This window comes from Roseovarius mucosus DSM 17069 (assembly GCF_000768555.3).
In the GTDB taxonomy this organism is placed as follows: Bacteria; Pseudomonadota; Alphaproteobacteria; order Rhodobacterales; family Rhodobacteraceae; genus Roseovarius; species Roseovarius mucosus.
This window is the reverse complement of sequence record NZ_KN293976.1, coordinates 100,535-120,725: the sequence shown is the minus strand read 5'-3', so window position 1 is coordinate 120,725 and position 20,191 is coordinate 100,535. Positions and strand designations below refer to the sequence as shown.

The window sequence follows — 20,191 nt, the reverse complement described above, 5'->3', positions numbered from 1 at the left end:
GCCAGCAAACTGCGTGTGATCCCTCAGTGATGCGCGCCCTCTCAAAATCGCTAGGCCGCGGGACGGCCCAGCGATCCGCGCGGCACCTTCGGTGCTATTCGCGCGGGGGATTGAGGCGAGCGCGACGCTCTCTCAACAGTTCGGAATATTGACCGCGAGACCACCCAAGGAGGTTTCCTTGTATTTCTCCATCATGTCATGGCCGGTCTGGCGCATGGTCTCGATACAGGCGTCGAGCGGCACGAGATGCGTGCCATCGCCGCGCAGCGCCAGAGAGGCGGCAGAGACCGCCTTGATCGCGCCCAGGCCGTTGCGTTCGATGCAGGGCACTTGCACCAGACCGCGCACCGGGTCGCAGGTCATGCCAAGGTGGTGTTCCAGCGCGATTTCGGCGGCGTTTTCGATCTGGGCGGGGGTGCCGCCCAAGACGGCGGCGAGGCCCGCCGCGCCCATGGCGGCGGCGCTGCCCACCTCGGCCTGACAGCCTGCCTCGGCCCCCGAGATGGAGGCGTTGTATTTCACCAGACCGCCGATGGCGGCGGCGGTGAGCAGGAATTCCTCGATCTGGTTCTCATGGGCGCCCGGCACATGCTCGAGCCAGTATTTGATCACCGCTGGCACCACGCCCGCCGCGCCATTGGTGGGGGCGGTCACGACCTGCCCGCCGGCGGCGTTCTCCTCGTTCACCGCCATGGCATAGGCGCTCATCCAGTCGTTGATCTTGTGCGGGGCGGTGAGGTTCGTGCCACGCTCGGCCATCAGCGCGTCGCGGATGCCCTTGGCGCGGCGCTTGACCTGCAGGCCGCCGGGCAGGATGCCTTCGGTCGAAAGGCCGCGTTCGATGCAGTCGTTCATCACCTGCCAGATGCGCGCCACGCCGGAGCGCAGATTTTCGGGGCCGCCGCGCGCGATTTCATTGGCGCGTTTCATCTGGGCGATGCTCTTGCCCGAGCGTTCGGCCATTTCCAGCATCTCGGCGGCGGATTTGAACGGGTAGGGGATCGGTGCGCCCTCGTCCGTGGCCTTGCCTGCGGCCAGTTCCCCGTCGGTCAGCACAAAGCCGCCGCCGATGGAATAGTAGGTTTCCTGCAGGATCACATCGCCCTGGGCGTCGGTGGCCATCAGGATCATGCCATTGGCATGGCCGGGCAGGTTGGGGCCGAAATCGAAGATCAGGTCTTCCTTGGGGTGGAACTTGAGCGCGGGCAGGCCCGGGGGCGTGACGGTGTGGGTGTCGCGAATCTCTTCCAGCACCGCCTCGGCGCGGTCGTGGTCATAGGTGTCGGGGAGGAACCCGGCGAGGCCAAGGATGGTGGCGCGGTCGGTGGCATGGCCCACGCCGGTAAAGGCAAGGCTGCCATGCAGCGAGCCGCGCAATCCGGCATAGTGAAAGGGGGCGGCGCGCATCTTGTCGAGGAAGCGCGCGGCGGCGACCATTGGCCCCATGGTGTGCGAAGAAGAGGGGCCGATGCCCACCTTGAACATGTCGAAGACGGATAGAAACATAAGGCGCGCTCCCTGATCGCGGGTCTTATCGCCGCTCGCCCCTTGATCTACTTGTCCGAAAGCGACGCTTCAAGGGTGGCTCCTTGCCATGTGGCCGGATCAGGTGGCGCTGCCTTCGGGCGGATCGCAATAGTCGGGCGCGGTGAAGGGGTGCGCGCCCAGGCCTTCGGCGGCGGCCACGCGGCCAGTGGCGGGGCGGGATTCGAGATGCGTCAGCAGCGCGTGCAGGCGCGGCCAGGCGCTTGCGTCATAGTTGCCGCGCGTGCCCTCGGGATAGAGCGCGCGCCACCGCATGAGGCAGGCAAGGTAGTAATCCAGCACCGAGGGCGTCTCGGCCGAGAACCACGGCGTGGCGCGGGTTTCGAGTATGTCCAGACAGTCGCCAAAACGCGCCTGCATCGTGCTGCGCAAGAGGTGCTGCGCGTCGCGGTCGGGCCCCACGTATTTTTCGGCGTAAAAGCTCATGCGCAGGGCGGTATGGGCGGTATTCGCGAGATAGAACAGCCATTTGAGGAAATCCCCGCGCGCGGCTGCATCCGGGGCAGGGGCCAGCCGCCCATGCCGGTCGGCCAGCCAAAGGAGGATCGCGCCGGTTTCGAAAATGGCCCCCTCGGGCGTTTCCAGCGTGGGGATCAGCCCACCGGGGTTGAGCGCGAGATAGGCGGGCGCGGCATGCGCCTGTTTCGCGCGCTCCAGCAGCGCCGTTTCATAGGGCAGGCCCAGTTCCTCGAGCGTGAGGCGGACGATCACCGAGGCGTTATCAGGGGCGTAATGCAGGCGGTAGGGCGCGGTCATCGGACAGCCTCGGGTGCAAGGATTTCGAGCATTTGAAAAAGGATGACAGGCGGGGTCAGTCCTTGGGGCCGACATTCTCGGCGAAGGATTTGGTGAAGGCGGTTTTTTGCTCGGCGCTGGCCTCGGTTTGATGCTGCGATTTCCAGTCGTCGTAGGACATGCCATAGAAAATCTCGCGGGCATCTTCCTTGGACATTTCGATGCCACGGGCGTTGGCGGCCTCTTGATACCAGCGGCTGAGGCAGTTGCGGCAGAAGCCCGCGAGGTTCATCATGTCGATGTTCTGCACATCGGCGCGCTTGTCCATCAGATGCGCGCGCAGGGCGCGAAAGGCGGCGGCCTCGAGTTCGGTTCTGGTCTGGTCGTCCATGGTCACACTCCTTTTGGGGATGGGTCAGAGGCCGGTTTGGGCCGCGACCTCTTGCAGGATGGGGGCGAGGCGGAGCGCCCAGGCCGTCTGTTGCGCGGGCGTCTCGATCAGGTCGTTGCGCAATTCGATCAGCACATTGGGCCGCTCGTAGGCGATGGCATGGCGCGCGATGGCATCGCCGGGCAGATGGCCGCTGTAAGGCTCGTTATCGCCGACGCAGAGGTCGGGCTCTTGGGCGAGGCGGGCCAGAAGCGGCTTGGCCAGCCGTTCATCGGCGGCGTAGAGCAGCCCGATATGCCAGGGGCGGGGCGGGCGGCCACGCAATTGCGGGGTGAAGCTGTGGACCGAGACAATGACCGTATCGGCGCGGCGCGCGGCCAGTTCGGCCAAGGCGGTGTGATAGGGGCGGTAGAGCCGGTTGAGGCGGCGCTCGATGTCGTCGGGGGTGGCGTGGCGATTGCCGGGAATGATGGTGCCGTCATAGAGGCGCATCACCAGGGTCGGGTCATCCTCGCCCCGGTTCGGGTCGATCACGAGGCGCGAGAAGTTGCTGAGGATGGCCGGGCCATTCAGCGCCTCTGCGAGCGCGCGGGTCACACCGGCGGCGCCCACGTCATAGGCGATATGGCGGGCCATGTCGGCGGGGGCCACGCCAAGACAGCCGCCGTTGACGAAATCCGGCACGCGGTTGCTGGCGTGATCGCAGGTCACGAGCCAGCGTTCGGGGCGGTCCTGCCCGTCGATCTGAAAAGGATGATACATCATTGGCTTGGTTTTTCCTGTCATCGTCCTTTAGAACAGTTGCGGGATAATGTGAATTGCGCGATAAGGCGCGAAAGGGTGATGTTAGCGTTAACATAAACCTGTGATGTCAGAGATGAAGGACGCATGAGATGAGACGCAACCGCAATGTCAAGATCGTGGCCACACTGGGCCCGGCCTCGTCTGATTATGATACGATCCGCGCACTGCACGAGGCGGGGGCGGATGTGTTTCGTCTCAATATGAGCCATGGCACGCAGGCCGATATTGCAGAGCGGCATCGGATCATCCGGCAGGTCGAAGAGGACTTAGATAGCCCGATTGCCATCCTGGGCGATTTGCAGGGGCCGAAACTGCGCGTAGGCGTGTTCGCCAAGGGCGAGGAGGAGCTGGTCGCCGGGGCGGCGTTCCGGCTTGACCTCGACGAGGCTGAGGGGGACGTTAGCCGCGTTTGCCTGCCGCATCCCGAGATTTTCGCGGCATTGGAGCCGGGCGCCAACCTGCTGGTGAACGATGGCAAGATCCGTCTGCGCGTGACCGCCTGTGGGCCGGAGTATGCCGATTGCGAGGTGATCGCGGGCGGCACGATTTCGAATCGCAAGGGGGTGAACGTGCCCGATGTGGTGCTGCCGCTGGCGGCACTGTCGGAAAAGGACCTGTCGGATCTCGAATTCATTTGCGAGCTTGGGGTGGATTGGCTGGCGCTGAGTTTCGTGCAGCGCCCCGAGGATGTGACCGAGGCGCGGGCCTTGGTAAAGGGCCGGGCCGCGATCATGTCCAAGATCGAAAAACCGGCGGGCGTGAAGCGGTTTGATGAGATTCTGGCGGTCAGCGACGGGATCATGGTGGCGCGTGGTGATCTGGGCGTGGAATTGCCGGTGCAGAACGTGCCGCCGATCCAGAAGCGGTTGATCCGGCGCTGTCGGGCGGCGGCCAAGCCGGTGATCGTGGCGACGCAGATGCTCGAATCCATGATCGAAAGCCCGATGCCCACCCGCGCCGAGGTGTCGGACGTGGCCACCGCGATCTATGAGGGATCGGATGCGATCATGCTCTCGGCGGAATCGGCGGCGGGGCAATACCCGGTCGAGGCGGTGCGAACGATGGACAATGTGGCGATCGAAGTCGAGAGCGATCCGACCTATCGCGAGGTGATCGAGGCCAGCCGCCGTGTCAACCGGCAGACCGTGGCCGATGGCATCGTCGCCGCCGCGCGCGAGATTGCCGAGACCGCCGATATCAAGGTGATCTGTTGCTATACGGAATCTGGGACCACCGCGCTCTTGACCGCGCGCGAGCGGCCGCGCGTACCGATTCTGGCGCTGACCAGTCTGCTTGGCACCGCGCGGCGGCTGGCGCTGACCTGGGGTGTGACCTGTGTCATGACCGGGGAACTGACGCGCTTCAAGATGGCGGTGATCAATGCCGCGCGGGCGGCGCGGGCGCATGGATACGCGACCGAAGCCGATCAGATCGTGGTGACGGCGGGCGTGCCCTTCAACGTGCCCGGCACGACCAATATCCTGCGCGTGGCCCCCTGTCAGGAAAGTTTGATTTACGCCACCGATCCGGGTTAAACTGTCTCAGTTTAATTCAAGGTATTTCCCGGAGGTATGTGATGGACCCTGATCTGGCGATGGCCATTGGCATGGTGCTGGGGGTGTTTTCCATACCTTCGATCATCTCGGCATTTTCCGAGGGGCATCCGCCGCGCGTGGCGACCTTTACGCTCATGGCCTCGGGGGGATTGATCGTCTGGGCAATCAGCAACAAACCGGGTGGCTACAGCTTTGGTGATCTGCCCGAGGTGCTGGTGCGGGTGATCGCGCGCTATGTGAGCTGAGGCGCGCATAATCCGTGGTCAAACCCTCTTGAACAATGGCCGCGCGCCGCGTATACGGCGCGCTCACCCCGCAGGACCGGCCAGATGTGGCATGCCGAGTCGTGCGGTTCTACCGACCTAATAGAGGAGCCGGAAATGCCCAAGATGAAGACCAAGTCGAGCTGCAAGAAGCGGTTCAAAGTGACGGCCTCTGGCCGCGTGGTGGCCGCACAGGCCGGCAAGCGCCATGGCATGATCAAGCGTACCAACAAATTCATCCGCAACGCCCGTGGCACGACCACGCTGTCGAAGCCTGATGAAGGGATCATCAAGCCGATGATGCCCTACGCGCGCTAAGGAGGATTTAGGATATGTCACGCGTCAAAGGTGGGGTTGTCACCCACGCCCGTCACAAGAAAGTCATCAAGGCCGCCAAAGGTTACTATGGCCGCCGCAAGAACACCTTCAAGGTGGCCGCACAGGCCGTCGACAAGGCCAACCAATACGCGACCCGCGACCGCAAGAACCGCAAGCGCAATTTCCGCGCGCTGTGGATCCAGCGGATCAACGCGGCTGTGCGCGCCCATGATGAATCGCTGACCTACTCGCGCTTCATCAACGGTCTGGCGCTGGCCGGGGTCGAAGTGGACCGTAAGGTTCTGGCCGATCTGGCCGTGCATGAGCCCGCCGCATTCGGGGCCATCGTGGACCAAGCCAAGGGTGCGCTGGCCGCCTGAGCCGGTTCGCATCGCGATTGAAACCGCCGTCCGGTTGGGTCCGGGCGGCGGTTTTTTCATGGCCGCAGGATGCTGGAAAAGAGCAGGAGGCCGTGATCGCCAAGATCGCGCTCGATCCGCGCCCAGAGACTGCCAAAGGCGATGGGATCGATGCCGCTGGCCTGCGCGATCTGGCTCAGGCTGCGCCGCCCGTCGATGGCCGCCAAGAGGGGGGCCGCCTCTTTGGGCAGGGCGAGCCGCGCCTCGATTCCGTTGAAACGCAGTTTGGGCGTCTGGCCCTGGGCGATGGCGCGGGCGAGGTCGGGCGCGCGCAGGCCCTTGAGATGGGGGATCAGCGCGCGGTCGCGCCCCGTGGCGGACGGGCGGGCCTCGGTCGCGCGGGTGGCATAGCCCACATGCGTCTTGATCGTGCCGCGCAGTTTTTCGGCCAGGGCCATGCGCGCGGTGGCGCTCAGGTGGTCCGGCACTGTGGTGATGCGGCTCAGGTCATAGAGCACCGGCAGGGCAAAGCCCGAGAGCGCCCAGCCGGTATCGTCCAGCATCCCGACAAGGGCTGTTACGTCAAAGGCGCGGTCTTGGGAATGCAGGAGCAGATCGTAAAAGCCTGCATCGCTGTCCTTGTGATCGCCGAGATTGGGGTTGGATTTGAACGGATGCCCCTCGGGCAGGTTGGCCACCACCTCTTTGGCGGCCTTGAGACGCGCCTCGGGGGGCAGGCCCGCGTAGAGCGCGCCAAACGCCTCTTGCAGCGGATAGACGCCCGCGCGCCCATAGGGGGCATAGACCATGAAGCCCATGCCGCCACCAGGTGCCAGAGCCGCCAGAAGTGCCGCAAACCCTGCCGCCGGGTCGGGCAGGTGATGCAGCACGCCGCAGCAGTCGATATAGTCGAAATGCCCATGGCTGGCCGCGTCCATCAGGCTTCCGGTGACAAAGCGGATATTGCTCAGGCCGCGCAGGCGGGCGCGCTCTTCGGCAATGGCGCGGGAGGCGGTCGAAAGGTCCAGATAGGTGATCTCGGCGGCGCGGCCCGTATCCTTCATCTGTTGCGCCAGTTGGATCAACCCGTCGCCGGTGCCGCCGCCCGCGATGAGCGCGCGCAGCGGTTTGCTCCAGTCGCGCCGCCCCTGAAACAGGAAATGGTCAATTTCCAGCACATGCGACGGCGAGCCGGTGATCAGGCGCTTGGCCTCATCCGCCGGATCGCGCGCGGGATAGGGGAAGGCCTCGTATTGCGCCTTGACCTCACTCATGGGCGCGGTCCTCGTTCTTCTTGGCAAAAATACTCAATTGCGCGCCTGCCTCATTCGAAGAGCTTGCGCAATTTGCGCGCGGCCTTGTCCTCGATCTTTTGGCGCAGGGCATCCTCAAGGTTCTGGCCCTCTTGCGGGGCGACGTTGAGGCGCTGTTGCAGTTCGCGTTCCAGCCTGTCCTTGGCCTCTTGCTCCAGCTTGTCGCGCTCGGCCTTGAGGTTCATGCGCACGGCCTTTTCCAGATCGGGCTTGATCCGGGGATTGGCCCATGGCCCCTCGATGCGCACCGGGATGGCAAGGCCGCGGGTGTTCTCGCCCTCGAGCAGTACGGGGGTAAAGAGATAGTCGATGTCGCGCGCGCCAAGCCCGACACGCCCCTGGCCCGAGGCGCGGGCGAGCGGAAGGGTCATGGCGAGGTCCTGATTGATAAGGTTGCCGCCATTCATCGTAAAGCTGGCGGTCATCGCGTCAAAGATTGTGGTGCCGCCCGTCACATCGCCCGCGCGCATCAGCCGGTCGAGATCAAAGCCCGAGATCACGCCGCGCCCGGTGCGCAGCGCCCCCTTGCCCGAGAGCGAGCGCATGATCGCATCCACCGAATTGCCCACGCCCAGAAACTCCACCTCGCCGCTACCCAACGCGGCAAAGCGGGTGATGCCGGCCGCATCGGTCAGGAACCGTTCGAGGTTGATGTCGCTCACCTTGAGATTGCCCCCGACCGAGAGGCCAGAGCGGTTGTTGGCGACGAATTGCCCGGTGATCAGCCCGTCATAGGCGCGCAATTCGCGCAGCTCGAACACGGCGCGGGAATTGTCCAGCGCCATCAGGCTGCGGGTCTTGCCCAGTTTCAGATCGCCCAGATTGATGCTGTCTGCGATGAGCGCGATTTCCCCATTGGCGAGGGCAAGGGCGCTGGCGTCGATCGCGCTCTTGGACCAGCCGCTGTCGGCGCTGCCTGCGCCGGTGCTGTCGGCCCCGGCGAAATGCGAGAGATCGAGCGCGCCCGCGTTCAGCTGGGCGTTGATGCGCGGCACGTCACCGCCAAGCGCAATATCGGCGGCCCCGGCAAGGGCATTGCCGCCTAGGTTCAGTGTCAGATTGCGCAACGAAAGTTGCAGGGCGTCGGTCAGCGTAAGGTCGGTGCCGCCTGTGACGCTGGCGCCAAAGCCACGGGGCAAATTCCAGCCGGTCAAGGCCAAGTGCCGCCAGAAAGGCATCGGTATCGCCAAGGTCGATGTCGAGCCGCCCCTGCAATTGCGGTTGCGCCCCGCCGCGCCCGGCGAAGGTGACGCTGCCGCCCGGTCCCGATAGCCGCGCCGAGAGGCCGGTGACGGCCCCGTCGATGAACTGACCCACCTGATCGAGTTGGCCCGAGAGGGTCATGGGCGCGCTGCCTTGGCGCAGCACGGCCTCAAACGTGGCGGTGCCGTCATAATCGGGCCAGCGCAGGTCGAAATCCATGTCTGAGAACGCCTGCACATCGCCGGTGGCGTGATCGGTATAGCTGAGGCTCGCCCCGGTGATGAGCGCGCGGTCAAGGGTTAGTGCCAGCCGGTTCGAGGTGGCAAGGGTGCCGTCCGATTGCCCCGAAGGGGCCACGCCCTCGACCCCCAATTCCCAATTCACCCGCCCGTCGCGGGCGCGTTCCAGCCGGATCGCGGGATTGACCGCCTCCAGCCCCGTAATGCGGATATCGCCGCCAAACAGCGCCTGCGGTTCCACCCCGATCTTGAGACTGTCGGCGCGCAGCATCGGGCCTGCGTCGGACCAATCGGCATTGGCAATCTCGACCGCGCCGGTGGACACGCCGAGGATGGGATAAAAGCTGATCTTGGTGTCGCCGGACATCGAGACCTGACGGCCCGTAGCCTTGGTGATCTGATCGGCGGCGATGCGCGCGATCCGCTCGCCCGGCAGTAAGAAGAGTGCGCCAAGGACGATGGCCGCCATGACCACGACCAGCCCCAAGGCCCGGAATATCCACCGCATGGCATCGCCCCCTTTGCCTGCTTGTTCTGGCCATAGTCTAGGCATGTGGCGTGGGGCGGGGCAACCGCTTTTGGGCTAGGCGGGCGGGCGGGGGCAGAGTATATCGCGCCCATGTCCCAGAACCCGCCCAACCTCCGCCCCGATCTCGCGCCGCGTGCGCGTCTGACTGATACGCCCCGCGCGGGCCAGCCGACCATCGGCATGGTCAGCCTTGGCTGTCCCAAGGCGCTGGTGGACAGCGAGCGGATTTTGACGCGGTTGCGCGCCGAGGGCTATGGCATTTCGCCCGACTACACCGGGGCGGATGCCGTGATCGTCAACACCTGCGGGTTTCTCGACAGCGCCAAGGCCGAAAGCCTCGAGGCGATTGGCGAGGCCTTGGCCGAGAATGGCCGGGTGATTGTCACGGGCTGTCTGGGGGCAGAGCCCGAGTATATCACCGGGGTGCATCCGCGCGTTCTGGCCGTGACCGGGCCGCATCAATACGAGCAGGTTCTGGATGCCGTGCATCTGGCGGTGCCGCCCAGCCCCGATCCCTTCATTGATCTCTTGCCTGCTTCGGGTGTGCGCCTGACGCCGCGCCATTACAGCTATCTCAAGATTTCCGAGGGCTGCAATCACAAGTGCAAATTCTGCATCATCCCCGATATGCGCGGCAAATTGCAGAGCCGCCCGGCCCATGCGGTGATCCGCGAGGCGGAAAAGCTGGTGGAGAGCGGCGTCAGGGAACTCTTGGTGATCTCTCAGGATACCTCGGCCTATGGCGTCGATATCCGCCATGCCGAAGAGCGCGGGCACCGGGCGCATATCACCGATCTGGCGCGCGATCTCGGGTCTCTGGGCGCATGGGTGCGGCTGCATTATGTCTATCCCTACCCGCATGTGCGCGACCTCATTCCGCTGATGGCGGAGGGGCTGGTGCTGCCATACCTGGATATTCCGTTCCAGCATGCCCATCCCGAGGTGCTGCGGCGCATGGCGCGACCTGCGGCGGCGGCAAAGACGCTTGATGAGATCGCGGCATGGCGGCGCGACTGCCCCGAGATTGCCCTGCGCTCGACCTTTATCGTGGGCTATCCGGGCGAGACCGAGGCAGAGTTTCAGACTTTGCTCGATTGGCTGGACGAGGCGCAGTTGGACCGGGTGGGCTGTTTTCAATACGAGAATGTCGCCGGGGCCCGGTCCAACGCGCTGCCGGATCATGTGGCCCCAGAGGTCAAGCAAGAGCGCTGGGATCGCTTCATGGAAAAGGCGCAGGCAATCTCCGAGGCCAAGCTGGCGGCCAAGGTCGGTCAGCGCATGGAGGTGATCGTGGACGAGATCGACGCCGACGGCATCGCCACCTGCCGCACCAAGGCGGATGCGCCGGAGATTGACGGGAACCTGTTTATTGATGAGGGGACGGAGGGGGTTTCCGTGGGCGATATCGTTTCGGTCGTGGTCGATGAGGCGGGGGAGTATGATTTGTGGGGGAGGTTGGGGGAGTAGGGCCGCCTGACGTTTGGTTGCCACCACTCTACGGGCGTCCCCCCGCGACATTCTGCACCTCTTCCCCTGTGTCCCTCTCCCCCTACCTCCCCTTCACAGGAGGCCCGCGATGACCCACGAAATCCAAGTGCTCTACAATGCCCGCTGTCCGGTCTGCCGGGCGGAGATTGCGCATTATGCGGGCTATGTGGACGCGCACGGCCTGCCGGTCATCTTTCAGGATCTCAACGCCGGTGGTCTTGAGCATTGGGGCATCAGCGCCGATCAGGCCGCGCGGCGGCTGCATGTGCGGCAGAATGACCGCGTGCTCTCGGGTGTCGATGCCTTTGCGGCACTCTGGGCCGCCCTGCCGCGCTATCGTTGGGCGGCGCGGATCGTGGCCTTGCCGGGGCTGCGGCAGGTGGCGTCGCTGATTTATGAGCGGGTTCTGGCCCCGCGTCTTTATGCGCGGCATCTGGCGCGAGAAGCAAAGCGCGCCGCGTCCTGAGGGGCTTTCGCAGTCGCGCGCCCCGCGATAGGGTGCGCGCGACTGACGCGGAGACCCCAGACACATGACCGATCCCCAGACCCTGTTGCGCCGCCTCTTTGACCGGGCGGTGGCCGTGGCCGACCCGATGCAGAGCCTTGCCCCCTATCTGCCCGCGCGCCCCGAAGGCCGTGTCGTGGTGATCGGCGCGGGCAAGGCCAGCGCGCGCATGGCCGAGGCGGTCGAGGCGGAATGGGGCCCCTGCGAGGGGCTGGTGATCACGCGCTATGGCTATGCACGGCCCTGCGCGGGCATCGAGATTGTCGAGGCGGCGCATCCGGTGCCGGATGCCGCCGGTCTGGCGGCCACCGCGCGGATGCTGCAACTGGTCGAGGGCTTGGGCGAGGGCGATATGGTGTTGGCGCTGATGTCGGGCGGGGCGTCGTCGCTGCTTGTGCAGCCTGCGGGCGAGATGACGCTGGCGGACAAGCAGGCGGTCAATGCCGCGCTCTTGGCGTCGGGCGCGCCGATTGGCCAGATGAACGTGCTGCGCAAACATCTGAGCCGGGTCAAGGGCGGGCAATTGGCGGCGGCGGCCTATCCGGCGCGGCTGCATGCGCTGCTGATTTCCGATGTGCCGGGGGATGATCCGGGCATGATCGGATCGGGGCCGACGGTGGGCGAGGCCAGCACAAGCGCCGAGGCGCTGGACATCGTGGCGCGCTACCGGATTGATCTGCCGGCCTCGGCGCAGGCGGTGCTGGCAGGGCAGAGCGGCGTCGTGGCGCCAGAGGATGCGCGGTTGAGCCGGGTCGAGAACGTGATCTATGCCGCCCCCGTGCAATCGCTGGAGGCGGCGGCAGAGGTGGCGCGCGCCGAAGGGATCAGCGTGCGTATTCTGGGCGATGCGCTGGAGGGCGAGGCGCGCGATGTGGCGCGCGATCACGCCGCGCTGGCGCGCGAGGTGCAGGCGGGGCTGGCACCGGGGGATGCCCCCGTGCTGCTGCTTTCGGGCGGTGAATTGACGGTGACGCGGCGTGGCGATGGCGTGGGCGGGCCCAATGCCGAATACGCGCTGGCGCTGGCGCTGGCCTTGGAGGGGGCGGCGGGGATTCACGCGCTGGCCTGTGACACCGATGGCGTCGATGGCGCGGCAGAGGTGGCGGGGGCGGTGATCGGGCCGGAGACATTGGCGCAGGCCGCCTCAGCCGGGGTCGATCCCGAACAGGCCCTGGCGATCAATGACGCGCATGGGTTCTTTGGGTCGATTGGCGGGCAGGTGGTGACCGGGCCGACGCTGACCAATGTCAACGATTTCCGTGCCATCCTGATCGCGCCGGTCCAGGGTAAAGCAGGTTGCCTCTGATCGGGGCCGCACCGCCCCGGCCCCCGCGCCGGGGCCTCTACGCGGCCTCGGTGAGGTCCCGGGTCAAGCACGGGACGGGTGCGGTTTCGATGAGGCGCGACAGGCCCTAGAACTGATCCCAGATCGTGCGCCCCAGATCATCCAGCCGTTCGGGTGAGCAAAACAGCGAGATCGTCATCGTCGCGGTCCAGTCACGCCCGCCAAGGCGGACCAGCGTGCCGTCGGCCAGTTCCTGACGGATGGAAAATTCCGGCAGCCACGCAAGCCCCGCCCCCGCGAGCGTGCGGCGCTTGAGCGCCTCTGCCAGCGCATCCATGTAGCGCAGGTCGAGCGCCGGGCGGCGGTTGCCGATGGTCTGATCCACGACCGTGCCGAGAAAGGTGTTGGGATCATAGCTGAGATAGGGCACCTCGCGCCCGGCGCGCCCCGGCAGCGTCCAGCCATGGCGCGCGGCGGCCTCGTGCTGGGCCACGGGGATCAGGCGCTCTTCGCAGATGTCCTTGCGCTTGAACCGGGTCTCGTCGAGGATCGGGGCCACGTCCTGATGCCGGTAATAGAGCAGGAATTCGCAGCCGCCTTCGCTGAGCAACTGGCAACAGGCGGTCAGGCTGTCCGAGATGACACGCGTGCGCAGATCGGGATACTCGCGCTCCAACGCCGCCATGCGCGGTTGTAGGAAATTCACCGAAATGGCGTGCAGGGCGGCAAAGCGTTGAAAGCTGGCATGGCCGCGCGCGCGTTCGCGGATCGCTTGCCGCGTGTCGGTAAGGTCCGACACCGTCTGTTGCGCCACCGGCAGGAATTGCCGCCCCGCCTCGGAGAGTTGCACCGGATAGCTGGCACGATCGATCAGCGGCACGCCGATCCACGCCTCGAGCGATTTGATGCGGCGGCTGAAGGCGGATTGCGTGATGTTGCGCTCTTCCGCCGCGCGGGTGAAATTCAGCGTCCGTCCAAGGCAGACGAAATCGCGCAGCCAGTTGATGTCCATCACCCTCTCCCTTGCCGCCAGATTGCGCCAGGCCGCAGGGTCATGCAAGATCGGAATAGTTTTATGAGATGTTTGAATTGGCCGACTCGTCCGGGTCTGTCCTAGCATTTCCTCCAATATCAATGGACGACGGCCGCATGAACGGTCTCGCCACGCCCCCAACAAGGAGAGAGAGATGAAAATGTCGTTGAAAGGACTGATTGCCACCACAGCGCTCGGGATGACTGTTGCGCTGCCCGCCATGGCCGAAACCACGATCCGCCTGTCCACCTATGTGAACGAGGCCGATATCCGCTATGACGGTTTCGTGCATTTTGCCGAATTGGTCGCGGACAAGACCGGCGGCAGCGTCAAGGTCGAGATCTTCCCGTCCTCCACGCTGCATGGCTGGTCCGAAGGTGTGGACGCGGTTCAGGGCGGCGTGTCGGACATGAGCTGGATGCCCGCCGACGAGCGCCTGCCCTGCTACCGTGTCACCTCGCTCTACCCGGTGGCGGTGGATCTGGAAGGGCAGATCGACTTGGACGCCGCCTATGCCGATCTGGTGCGCGATGAGGCGGCGGCGATCAACCTCGTGCCGGTGTTCAACTCGAACTATTCCTACGATCAGGAATGGTGGTTCGAAGAGGCGATTGACGATCTCGGCAATCTTGCGGGCAAGCAGGTCCGCTCCATTGGCCCGCTCGTCAGCCTGATGATCGAGACCTGGGGCGGCGCGCCGGTCTTTGTGGCACCCAAGGAGGTGTTCCAATCCGCCGAGCGCGGCGTGGTGGACGGGATCAACATGGGCGTTGCCACCTATTCCAGTTGGAAGCTCTGGGATGTGATGCCCTATATGGTCAAGGCGAGCCTCTTTTACGGCAATATCCAATACATGATGAACAAGGAAAAGTTCGACGGCATGACCGCCGACGAACAGGCCGCCGTGATGGCCGCCGCCACGGAAACCGAAGAGTGGCTGAAACCCCGTTACGAGGATTGGGTGGATCAGCGCGTCGGCAATGCGGTGATGAAGGGCGGCGGTGCGGCCGTTGCAATCCCCGAAGACAAGCGGATGGAGCTGATTGCCAGCGTGCAGGGTAAGTGGAACGAGACGGTCGATGCGGCCTGCGGGCCGGAACTGGCTGGCAAGATCCGCGATCTCTTTGCGCAGCACGCGCCGTGATCTGACAGGCCCTTTGCGCCAAGCGCGCAGGGGGCCGCCCGTTGCATCAACAGGGAGACACGCCATGCAAAGCGGTCTTGACCGATGGATTGCCCATGTGGAACGCGCGGTTGTCTGGCTCGCTGGGGCGGGGGCCGTGGTGGTACTCGTGCAGATGGTGTGGATCAGCTACGGCGTTTTCACGCGCTACGCGCTCAACGCGCCCGACCGGATGGTGACAGAGGCAACCGCGCTCTTGCTCTTTCCGGTGGCCTTTGCGGGCCTCGCCTATGCGATGCGCGAGGATGCCTATCCCAAGGTCACGATGCTGACCGATACCCTTCCTGCCGGTCTGCGCAAGGTGGTGGCAGTGTTCAATCTCTGCGTGATGCTGGGGGTCGGGTTCTTTTTCTCGCTGGCCGGGGTCAGTGCCACGATCCGGTCGTTCAATTCCGGCGCGTCCTCGGAAATCCTGCTCTGGCCGCGCTATGCGTTCTGGGCACCCGGAGCCTTGGCGCTGGTTCTCTTTTCGATTTACGCGGTGCTGCGGCTGGTGCGGCTGTTGCGCACCCCGGCAGCGGAGGTCTGAGCGATGGAATGGTATGAAGTCGGTCTTGGCCTGCTTGGCCTCTTGATGTTCCTGATTGCGGTGGGCGTGCCGATCCCCTTTGCGCTGGCGGCGGCCTCGCTGCCCTTTCTGTGGCAAATCCAGACCTTCGAGACCTCGATCGCCTCGGCGGAGTTGAAGCTCTGGGGGGTGTGGATCGACTATATCCTATTGGCGGTGCCGCTCTTTGTGTTTTTGGGTGAACTCATCGGCAAATCCAATATCGGTCCCAATCTCTATCAGTTCCTGCATCAGGGCGTGCGGGTGCGCGGCTCGGCGGCCTATGGCTCGATCGGGGCTTGCGCGGGTTTCGGCGCGGTCTGTGGCTCGTCCATGGTGGGGGCGCTGACGATTGGCGGCGTGGCCCTGCCCGAGATGCTGCGGCTGGGCTATGGCAAGCGGCTGTCGTCAGGCGTGCTGGCGGCGGGGGGCACGCTCAGCGTTCTGATCCCGCCCTCACTCATCCTGCTGTTCTACGGCATCGTCACCGACCAGAGCATCGGGGATCTCTTTATCGCGGGGGTCATTCCGGGGCTGATCCTTGTTACCTGCTTTGCCATCGTCGTGCTGGTCTGGGGCATCCTCAAGCCCGAGGATATTCCGGGCAGCGAGGATGCGGTGAAAATGGGGCTCGTCCAGATTGCCGCCACCATTGCGCCCATCGGCCTGATCGGTCTGGTGATCACGGTGGCGATTTACGCCGGTATCGCCACACCGACCGAGGCGGCGGCGGTCGCGGCCCTTCTGACCGTGATCCTCGCCTTTGGCGTGGGTGGCCTGACATGGCAGGGGTTCAAGGACTCGCTCTTTGCCACGATGCGCACCATGGGCTATCTTGGCCTGCTCCTGTCGGCGGGGGTGCTGTTTGGTTTCGTGCTCACCTATTACCGCGTGCCGCAACAGTTCACCGAGCTGTTTCTCAGCTTCGATCTCTCGCCCTATGTGGTGCTGACCATCGTGCTGATCTTCTACATCGTGCTGGGGATGTTCCTTGAACCCGTGTCGATGACCTTCATCACCCTGCCCACGATCTTTCCGCTGATGTCCGCCGCTGGCTTCGACCTGATCTGGTTCGGGGTGGTCTATACGATCACCATGGAGATTGCGGTGCTGACACCCCCTGTAGGGCTCAACCTCTATGTCATTCAGGGCATTGGGCGCGGTCAGGTCAGCATCGGTGATGTGATCATGGGCTGCCTGCCCTTCATCGGGGCGCTTGTTCTCTTGATCGTTCTTCTTATCCTCATGCCGGAGCTTGCATTGTGGTTGCCCGAACAGATGCGCTGATCGCGCGGAGCGGTCTCAGCTATCGCCGGGCAGGGGCGGGCGCACCGCTGGTGCTTGTGCATGGCTATCTGGGCGGGTCGGCGCAATGGCAGGCCGAGCTTGCGCGCTTTTCCGACCGATTCGACGTGATCGCCCCCGATTTGCCGGGCTATGCCGGGTCGGCGGGCCTGCCGCCACCTGAGCGGATCGCCGCCTTTGCGGCGGCGGTGGTGGCCCTGCTCGACGAGCTGGGCATTGGTCGCTTTACCCTGATGGGGCATTCCATGGGCGGCATGATCGTGCAGGAACTGGCCGCGACCCACCCAGACCGTATCGCCCGGCTGATCCTCTATGGCACCGGGCCGCTTGGTGCCATGCCCAACCGGTTCGAGCCGCTCGAGACCTCGCGCGCGCGCCTGCGCAGCGATGGGGTGGCGCAAACCATCCGGCGCATCGGGGCCACATGGTTTCGCCAGGGCGCGGCGGCGGAAGGGTTCGAGATCGTGGCAGAGCTGGGCGCACAGGCGACCGAGGCCGCAGCCCTCGCCGGGCTTGACGCCATGAGCCATTGGGACGGGCGCGGCGCGCTTGGCCGCCTGACCATGCCGACGCTGGTGCTCTGGGGCGATGGCGACCGCTCTTATCGCTGGCCACAGGTCGAAACCCTCTGGCAAGGCCTGCCCGACGCGGCTCTGGCCGTCGTGCCCGGCACCGCCCATGCAGTGCATCTGGAAAAGCCCGCGCTCTTTCACGCTCTGGTCGAGGATTTCGTGACGGGGTGAGGGCTGTGCCCGCCCCCTCTTGCGGCACTCTCCCATTCCATCCACAATATATTGCTATCCCCCTCAACAAATAGCTTTACAGGGCGCGTCAAACCCCGCACCATATCTGGTATGGGCGAGGGGAATGGCCCCCGTCCGTAGAGCAGGCACCTAGCGCTTGGGGTGCAACGCCACCCCCGCGCTATAGCAAATGAGGCGGCGCCATGGCACTTTCCGAGCAGTTCTTGCAGGACGACATCCACCCCATTGATATTGTTGAGCACATCGCCGAACACCACGAGTGGGAGTTCGACCGCATCGGCGACGATCAGATCGCCATGGCCGTCGATGGCCAGTGGCGCACCTATTCGCTCACCCTCGCGTGGTCCGGCTATGATGAAACGCTGCGCCTTGTCTGCACCTTCGACATGGAGCCGCCCGCCGAAAAGCTGCCCGTGCTCTTTGAAATTCTCAACGAAATCAACGATGAATGTTGGGCCGGGTCCTTTACCTGGTGGGCCGAGCAGAAACTCATGGTCTATCGCTATGGCCTCGTTCTTGCCGGTGGGCAGGTGGCCAGCCCCGAGCAGATCGACACCATGCTGCATGCCGCCGTATCGAGCGCCGAGCGCTACTACCCCGCACTGCAACTCGCGATCTGGGGGGATCAATCGCCGCGCGATGCGATGCAGGTGGCCATTGCAGAGGCTTACGGCCGCGCGTAACACTATCCCCCGCGAACGGATGACAAGAGCGGGGGAAACACCATGACGATGCAGGATCTGGCCGAAAAAGGTCTTGTTTTACTGGGCTGTGGCAAGATGGGCAGCGCCATGTTGCAAGGCTGGCTCAAGGGCGGGTTGCCGCCCGCGTCGGTCTGGGTGCTGGACCCGAACCCGTCCGAGTGGCTGCGCGGCACCGGCGTGCATCTCAACACCGATCTGCCCGATGCGCCCGCCATCGTGCTGGTCGCGGTCAAGCCGCAGATGATGGGCGCGGCCCTGCCCACGTTGGCCGCCATGGGCAATGGCACGACGCTCTTCCTCTCGGTCGCCGCCGGTACGCCGATTGCGGCGTTTGAGGCGACGCTGGGTGATAAGACCCCGATCATCCGCGCCATGCCCAACACCCCCGCTGCCGTGGCGCGCGGGATCACCGCCATCATCGGCAATGCCCATGCGACTGCGGCTGATCTCGATCTGGCCGAAACGCTCCTGCGTGCGGTGGGGCAGGTGGTGCGGCTCGAGCATGAGGATCAGATGGATGCCGTCACTGGCCTGTCTGGTTCTGGCCCGGCCTATGTGTTTCACATGATCGAATGTATGGCTGAGGCGGGCGCGGCGCAGGGCCTCTCGCCGGCGCTTGCGATGCAATTGGCGCAGGCGACCGTTGCAGGGGCCGGTGCCCTGGCCGAGGCGGCCGAGGAAACGCCCGCGCAATTGCGCCAGAACGTCACCAGCCCCAATGGTACGACGCAGGCGGGGCTGGAGGTGCTGATGCACCCCGACACCGGCCTGCCGCCCCTGATGCTGAAAACCGTTGCCGCCGCCACGGACCGCTCCAAGGCGCTGCGCAATGGCTGAGATCACATTCGACGACTTTCTTGCCGTGGATATTCGCGTGGGCCGCGTGACCCGCGCCGAACCCTACCCCGAGGCGCGCAAGCCTGCGATCAAGCTCTGGGTCGATTTCGGCCCCGAATTGGGCGAGAAGAAATCCAGCGCCCAGATCACCGCGCATTACACGCCCGAGAGCCTGATCGGACGTCAGGTGCTGGCGGTGGTCAATTTCCCGCCCCGCCAGATCGGCAAGTTCCGGTCGGAAATCCTCGTGCTGGGGCTGAGCGATAGCAATGGCGATATCGTTCTGATACGCCCGGACCAAGACGTTCCCATCGGAGAGAGACTGCATTGAAACGGATACTTGTCACCCGCCCCATGCCCGACCGCGTGTTGGACGAGGCCCGCCGCCATTTCGACGTGGAAACACGCGACGACAATACGCCCCTCAAGCCGGGGCAGATGCGCGGCGCGCTGGCGCTCTATGATGGCATCCTTCCGACGCTGGGCGATATGTTTCAGGCCGATGTCTTTACCGAGGCCGAGAATTCGCGCTGTCGCATCCTCGCCAATTTCGGCGTGGGCTATAACCATATCGACGTGGCCGCCGCCCGTGCCGTGGGCATTGCCGTCAGCAACACGCCGGGTGCCGTGACGGATGCCACGGCCGATATCGCCATGACGCTGATGCTGATGACCGCGCGCCGCGCGGGCGAGGGCGAGCGGCTGGTGCGCTCTGGCAAGTGGCCGGGCTGGAACCCGACGCAGATGCTGGGCCTGCATGTCACGGGCAAGACAGTGGGCATCATCGGCATGGGCCGCATCGGTCAGGCGATTGCCAAGCGCTGTCATTTCGGGTTTGGCATGTCGGTCGTCTATCACAACCGTTCGGCCAAACCGCTCGATTTCGACGCGCGTCAGCTTGGGTCGATCGAAGAGGTTGCCGCGGCCGCCGATATTCTGGTCGTGGCGGTGCCCGGCGGGGCGGAAACCCGGCATCTGATCAATGCGGCCGTCTTTGCCGCCATGCGCCCGACCGCGCATTTCATCAACATTGCGCGCGGCGATGTGGTGGACGAGGCGGCGCTGATCGCCGCGCTGCAAGAGGGACGCATCGCCGGGGCGGGCCTCGACGTCTATGAGCGCGAGCCGATCGTGCCCGACGCGCTCAAGGCGATGGAGAACGTCGCATTGCTTCCGCATTTGGGCACCGCAGCGCTCGAGGTGCGCGAGGCGATGGGCCTGATGGCGGTCGAGAACCTGCGTGCCTTCTTTGCCGGGGAAGCCCCGCCCAATCTGGTCAACTGAC

The 20,191-nt window shown here is 64.9% G+C and carries 22 protein-coding genes and 1 pseudogene; 15 read left to right on the top strand and 8 right to left on the bottom strand.

Annotation, left to right across the window (positions count from 1 at the left end; genetic code table 11):
* Window positions 1–132: 132 nt before the first annotated feature.
* The 4 genes from ROSMUC_RS04450 to ROSMUC_RS04435 all read right to left on the bottom strand — a co-directional run bounded on the left by ROSMUC_RS04450 (window position 133) and on the right by ROSMUC_RS04435 (window position 3,457).
* Window positions 133–1,506: an L-serine ammonia-lyase gene (locus ROSMUC_RS04450; RefSeq protein WP_037270122.1), complete on the bottom strand. Its 1,374-nt coding sequence runs from the start codon at window positions 1,504–1,506 to the stop codon at window positions 133–135.
* Window positions 1,507–1,605: 99 nt separating this feature from the next.
* Window positions 1,606–2,301 (bottom strand): glutathione S-transferase family protein, encoded by a 696-nt coding sequence (locus ROSMUC_RS04445; RefSeq protein ID WP_037270121.1) that lies wholly within the window; start codon window positions 2,299–2,301, stop codon window positions 1,606–1,608.
* A gap of 55 nt (window positions 2,302–2,356) precedes the next feature.
* Window positions 2,357–2,671: a DUF1244 domain-containing protein gene (locus tag ROSMUC_RS04440; protein WP_037270120.1), complete on the bottom strand. Its 315-nt coding sequence runs from the start codon at window positions 2,669–2,671 to the stop codon at window positions 2,357–2,359.
* Between the two features lie 24 nt (window positions 2,672–2,695).
* A complete protein-coding gene (locus tag ROSMUC_RS04435; RefSeq protein WP_102105866.1) occupies window positions 2,696–3,457 on the bottom strand; it encodes an N-formylglutamate amidohydrolase in 762 nt (253 codons plus the stop codon).
* Between the two features lie 107 nt (window positions 3,458–3,564).
* Here ROSMUC_RS04435 and pyk point away from each other — a divergent pair, with 107 nt between their 5' ends.
* From pyk to rplT, 4 genes are all read left to right on the top strand, one after another.
* Complete coding sequence (pyk, locus tag ROSMUC_RS04430) at window positions 3,565–5,010, top strand: pyruvate kinase (protein ID WP_037270118.1); 1,446 nt, start codon at window positions 3,565–3,567, stop codon at window positions 5,008–5,010.
* Window positions 5,011–5,051: 41 nt separating this feature from the next.
* Window positions 5,052–5,276, top strand: a complete 225-nt coding sequence (locus ROSMUC_RS04425) for a hypothetical protein (RefSeq protein ID WP_037270117.1) — start codon at window positions 5,052–5,054, stop codon at window positions 5,274–5,276.
* 135 nt (window positions 5,277–5,411) lie between these two features.
* Window positions 5,412–5,612 (top strand): 50S ribosomal protein L35, encoded by a 201-nt coding sequence (gene rpmI, locus ROSMUC_RS04420; RefSeq protein ID WP_037270116.1) that lies wholly within the window; start codon window positions 5,412–5,414, stop codon window positions 5,610–5,612.
* Between the two features lie 14 nt (window positions 5,613–5,626).
* Window positions 5,627–5,992 carry a 50S ribosomal protein L20 gene (gene rplT, locus ROSMUC_RS04415; protein WP_009817248.1) on the top strand — a complete coding sequence of 122 codons (366 nt, stop codon included), beginning with the start codon at window positions 5,627–5,629 and terminating at the stop codon, window positions 5,990–5,992.
* Window positions 5,993–6,048: 56 nt separating this feature from the next.
* Here rplT and ROSMUC_RS04410 read toward each other — a convergent pair whose 3' ends face one another.
* The 3 genes and pseudogenes from ROSMUC_RS04410 to ROSMUC_RS21785 all read right to left on the bottom strand — a co-directional run.
* Window positions 6,049–7,245, bottom strand: coding sequence for a class I SAM-dependent methyltransferase (locus ROSMUC_RS04410; protein ID WP_037270114.1), 1,197 nt, complete (start codon window positions 7,243–7,245; stop codon window positions 6,049–6,051).
* A 50-nt stretch (window positions 7,246–7,295) separates the two neighbouring features.
* Window positions 7,296–8,438 (bottom strand): AsmA family protein, encoded by a 1,143-nt coding sequence (locus ROSMUC_RS21270; protein WP_483880251.1) that lies wholly within the window; start codon window positions 8,436–8,438, stop codon window positions 7,296–7,298.
* Between the two features lie 286 nt (window positions 8,439–8,724).
* Window positions 8,725–9,195: pseudogene (locus ROSMUC_RS21785) on the bottom strand (AsmA family protein); the annotation flags it as partial.
* 150 nt (window positions 9,196–9,345) lie between these two features.
* On the opposite strand from ROSMUC_RS21785, the gene rimO reads away from it, so the two are divergent.
* From rimO to ROSMUC_RS04390, 3 genes are all read left to right on the top strand, one after another.
* Window positions 9,346–10,722: a 30S ribosomal protein S12 methylthiotransferase RimO gene (rimO, locus tag ROSMUC_RS04400; RefSeq protein WP_037270424.1), complete on the top strand. Its 1,377-nt coding sequence runs from the start codon at window positions 9,346–9,348 to the stop codon at window positions 10,720–10,722.
* 109 nt (window positions 10,723–10,831) lie between these two features.
* Window positions 10,832–11,209, top strand: a complete 378-nt coding sequence (locus ROSMUC_RS04395; RefSeq protein ID WP_037270112.1) for a thiol-disulfide oxidoreductase DCC family protein — start codon at window positions 10,832–10,834, stop codon at window positions 11,207–11,209.
* A gap of 64 nt (window positions 11,210–11,273) precedes the next feature.
* The gene (locus tag ROSMUC_RS04390) at window positions 11,274–12,554 is read left to right on the top strand and encodes a glycerate kinase type-2 family protein (protein WP_037270110.1); all 1,281 of its coding nucleotides are present in this window, start codon (window positions 11,274–11,276) and stop codon (window positions 12,552–12,554) included.
* A 106-nt stretch (window positions 12,555–12,660) separates the two neighbouring features.
* Here the strand turns inward: ROSMUC_RS04390 and ROSMUC_RS04385 are convergent, their stop codons facing one another.
* Window positions 12,661–13,545, bottom strand: a complete 885-nt coding sequence (locus tag ROSMUC_RS04385; protein ID WP_037270108.1) for a LysR substrate-binding domain-containing protein — start codon at window positions 13,543–13,545, stop codon at window positions 12,661–12,663.
* A gap of 175 nt (window positions 13,546–13,720) precedes the next feature.
* On the opposite strand from ROSMUC_RS04385, the gene dctP reads away from it, so the two are divergent.
* The 8 genes from dctP to ROSMUC_RS04345 all read left to right on the top strand — a co-directional run bounded on the left by dctP (window position 13,721) and on the right by ROSMUC_RS04345 (window position 20,190).
* Complete coding sequence (dctP, locus tag ROSMUC_RS04380) at window positions 13,721–14,710, top strand: TRAP transporter substrate-binding protein DctP (RefSeq protein ID WP_037270106.1); 990 nt, start codon at window positions 13,721–13,723, stop codon at window positions 14,708–14,710.
* Between the two features lie 64 nt (window positions 14,711–14,774).
* Window positions 14,775–15,278 carry a TRAP transporter small permease gene (locus ROSMUC_RS04375; RefSeq protein ID WP_037270104.1) on the top strand — a complete coding sequence of 168 codons (504 nt, stop codon included), beginning with the start codon at window positions 14,775–14,777 and terminating at the stop codon, window positions 15,276–15,278.
* Between the two features lie 3 nt (window positions 15,279–15,281).
* Complete coding sequence (locus tag ROSMUC_RS04370; protein ID WP_037270102.1) at window positions 15,282–16,583, top strand: TRAP transporter large permease; 1,302 nt, start codon at window positions 15,282–15,284, stop codon at window positions 16,581–16,583.
* Window positions 16,559–17,344 carry an alpha/beta fold hydrolase gene (locus ROSMUC_RS04365; protein WP_102105865.1) on the top strand — a complete coding sequence of 262 codons (786 nt, stop codon included), beginning with the start codon at window positions 16,559–16,561 and terminating at the stop codon, window positions 17,342–17,344. Before ROSMUC_RS04370 ends, ROSMUC_RS04365 begins: the two co-directional genes overlap by 25 nt.
* 203 nt (window positions 17,345–17,547) lie before the next feature.
* On the top strand, window positions 17,548–18,048 hold the full coding sequence (locus ROSMUC_RS04360; protein ID WP_037270100.1) for a type III secretion system chaperone family protein: 501 nt from the start codon (window positions 17,548–17,550) through the stop codon (window positions 18,046–18,048).
* Between the two features lie 42 nt (window positions 18,049–18,090).
* The gene (gene proC, locus ROSMUC_RS04355; RefSeq protein WP_037270099.1) at window positions 18,091–18,906 is read left to right on the top strand and encodes a pyrroline-5-carboxylate reductase; all 816 of its coding nucleotides are present in this window, start codon (window positions 18,091–18,093) and stop codon (window positions 18,904–18,906) included.
* A complete protein-coding gene (locus ROSMUC_RS04350) occupies window positions 18,899–19,237 on the top strand; it encodes a tRNA-binding protein (RefSeq protein WP_037270097.1) in 339 nt (112 codons plus the stop codon). Before proC ends, ROSMUC_RS04350 begins: the two co-directional genes overlap by 8 nt.
* Window positions 19,234–20,190, top strand: coding sequence for a 2-hydroxyacid dehydrogenase (locus ROSMUC_RS04345; protein ID WP_037270095.1), 957 nt, complete (start codon window positions 19,234–19,236; stop codon window positions 20,188–20,190). Before ROSMUC_RS04350 ends, ROSMUC_RS04345 begins: the two co-directional genes overlap by 4 nt.
* The last annotated feature ends 1 nt before the right edge of the window (window position 20,191 follow it).

Coding starts and splice junctions, on each gene's coding strand:
- ROSMUC_RS04440 (WP_037270120.1), bottom strand. CDS start 2,671: ATGGACGACCAGACCAGAACCGAACTCGAGGCCGCCGCCTTTCGCGCC.
- ROSMUC_RS04435 (WP_102105866.1), bottom strand. CDS start 3,457: ATGACAGGAAAAACCAAGCCAATGATGTATCATCCTTTTCAGATCGAC.
- ROSMUC_RS04370 (WP_037270102.1), top strand. CDS start 15,282: ATGGAATGGTATGAAGTCGGTCTTGGCCTGCTTGGCCTCTTGATGTTC.
- proC (WP_037270099.1), top strand. CDS start 18,091: ATGACGATGCAGGATCTGGCCGAAAAAGGTCTTGTTTTACTGGGCTGT.
- ROSMUC_RS04445 (WP_037270121.1), bottom strand. CDS start 2,301: ATGACCGCGCCCTACCGCCTGCATTACGCCCCTGATAACGCCTCGGTG.
- rimO (WP_037270424.1), top strand. CDS start 9,346: ATGTCCCAGAACCCGCCCAACCTCCGCCCCGATCTCGCGCCGCGTGCG.
- ROSMUC_RS04390 (WP_037270110.1), top strand. CDS start 11,274: ATGACCGATCCCCAGACCCTGTTGCGCCGCCTCTTTGACCGGGCGGTG.
- rplT (WP_009817248.1), top strand. CDS start 5,627: ATGTCACGCGTCAAAGGTGGGGTTGTCACCCACGCCCGTCACAAGAAA.
- ROSMUC_RS04395 (WP_037270112.1), top strand. CDS start 10,832: ATGACCCACGAAATCCAAGTGCTCTACAATGCCCGCTGTCCGGTCTGC.
- ROSMUC_RS04410 (WP_037270114.1), bottom strand. CDS start 7,245: ATGAGTGAGGTCAAGGCGCAATACGAGGCCTTCCCCTATCCCGCGCGC.
- rpmI (WP_037270116.1), top strand. CDS start 5,412: ATGCCCAAGATGAAGACCAAGTCGAGCTGCAAGAAGCGGTTCAAAGTG.
- ROSMUC_RS04450 (WP_037270122.1), bottom strand. CDS start 1,506: ATGTTTCTATCCGTCTTCGACATGTTCAAGGTGGGCATCGGCCCCTCT.
- ROSMUC_RS04375 (WP_037270104.1), top strand. CDS start 14,775: ATGCAAAGCGGTCTTGACCGATGGATTGCCCATGTGGAACGCGCGGTT.
- ROSMUC_RS04385 (WP_037270108.1), bottom strand. CDS start 13,545: ATGGACATCAACTGGCTGCGCGATTTCGTCTGCCTTGGACGGACGCTG.
- dctP (WP_037270106.1), top strand. CDS start 13,721: ATGAAAATGTCGTTGAAAGGACTGATTGCCACCACAGCGCTCGGGATG.
- ROSMUC_RS04350 (WP_037270097.1), top strand. CDS start 18,899: ATGGCTGAGATCACATTCGACGACTTTCTTGCCGTGGATATTCGCGTG.
- pyk (WP_037270118.1), top strand. CDS start 3,565: ATGAGACGCAACCGCAATGTCAAGATCGTGGCCACACTGGGCCCGGCC.
- ROSMUC_RS04360 (WP_037270100.1), top strand. CDS start 17,548: ATGGCACTTTCCGAGCAGTTCTTGCAGGACGACATCCACCCCATTGAT.
- ROSMUC_RS04425 (WP_037270117.1), top strand. CDS start 5,052: ATGGACCCTGATCTGGCGATGGCCATTGGCATGGTGCTGGGGGTGTTT.